Origin of the sequence: Microbispora sp. CSR-4, assembly GCF_008033685.1 — a bacterium.
Lineage (GTDB): Bacteria > Actinomycetota > Actinomycetes > Streptosporangiales > Streptosporangiaceae > Microbispora.
This window is the reverse complement of record NZ_VJVX01000247.1, coordinates 1-570: the sequence shown is the minus strand read 5'-3', so window position 1 is coordinate 570 and position 570 is coordinate 1. Positions and strand designations below refer to the sequence as shown.

The 570-nt window shown below is 68.1% G+C and carries 1 protein-coding gene; it reads right to left on the bottom strand.

Going from position 1 to position 570, the window contains the following annotated elements; all coding sequences use genetic code 11:
- Positions 1 to 570, bottom strand: a 570-nt coding sequence (locus FLV34_RS39670; protein WP_222709816.1) for an SGNH/GDSL hydrolase family protein, incomplete at both ends; no start/stop codon positions are given.

The following is a 570-nucleotide window of genomic DNA, read 5'->3' as shown; positions in this document are numbered from 1 at the left end:
GGCCATCTTGTCGTAGCCGTTCGCGGTGGGGTGGATGCCGTCGATGAGGTCGCCGGTGGTCAGCTTGCTGTGCATGTCGACCAGGTGGACGTGCTTTCCGCTGTTGGCCTTGGACTGGACGATGCCGGGGATCGCCGCGTTGAAGTTGCGGGCGGCGGCCTCCTGCCCGGAGTTCGACAGCGGGATGATGGTCGCGACGAACACGTCGGCGTCCGGCGCCGCCGCGGTGATGTGGTCGATCAGCGTGGACAGCCGCTGCGGCGCACCGGACACGTTGTAGTTCTGCAGCACGTCGTTGGTGCCGATGTGCAGCAGCACCGTGCGCGGCGTGTAGGTGCGCAGCCAGCCGTTGATGTTCGCGTCGATCTGGTCGATCCGCCACCCCGGGTGTCCCTCGTGGTCGTGGTCGCCCAGGTTGCCCGGTCCGTTGTACTGCGACCCGACGAAGTCGATCGTGTAGCGACCCGAGGCCAGGCGCTGCCACAACCCGATCCGGTAGCCGCCGGGCACCTGCGTGCCCTCGGTGATCGAGTCGCCCAGCGGCATCACCCGCACCCCGCCGTTCGACTC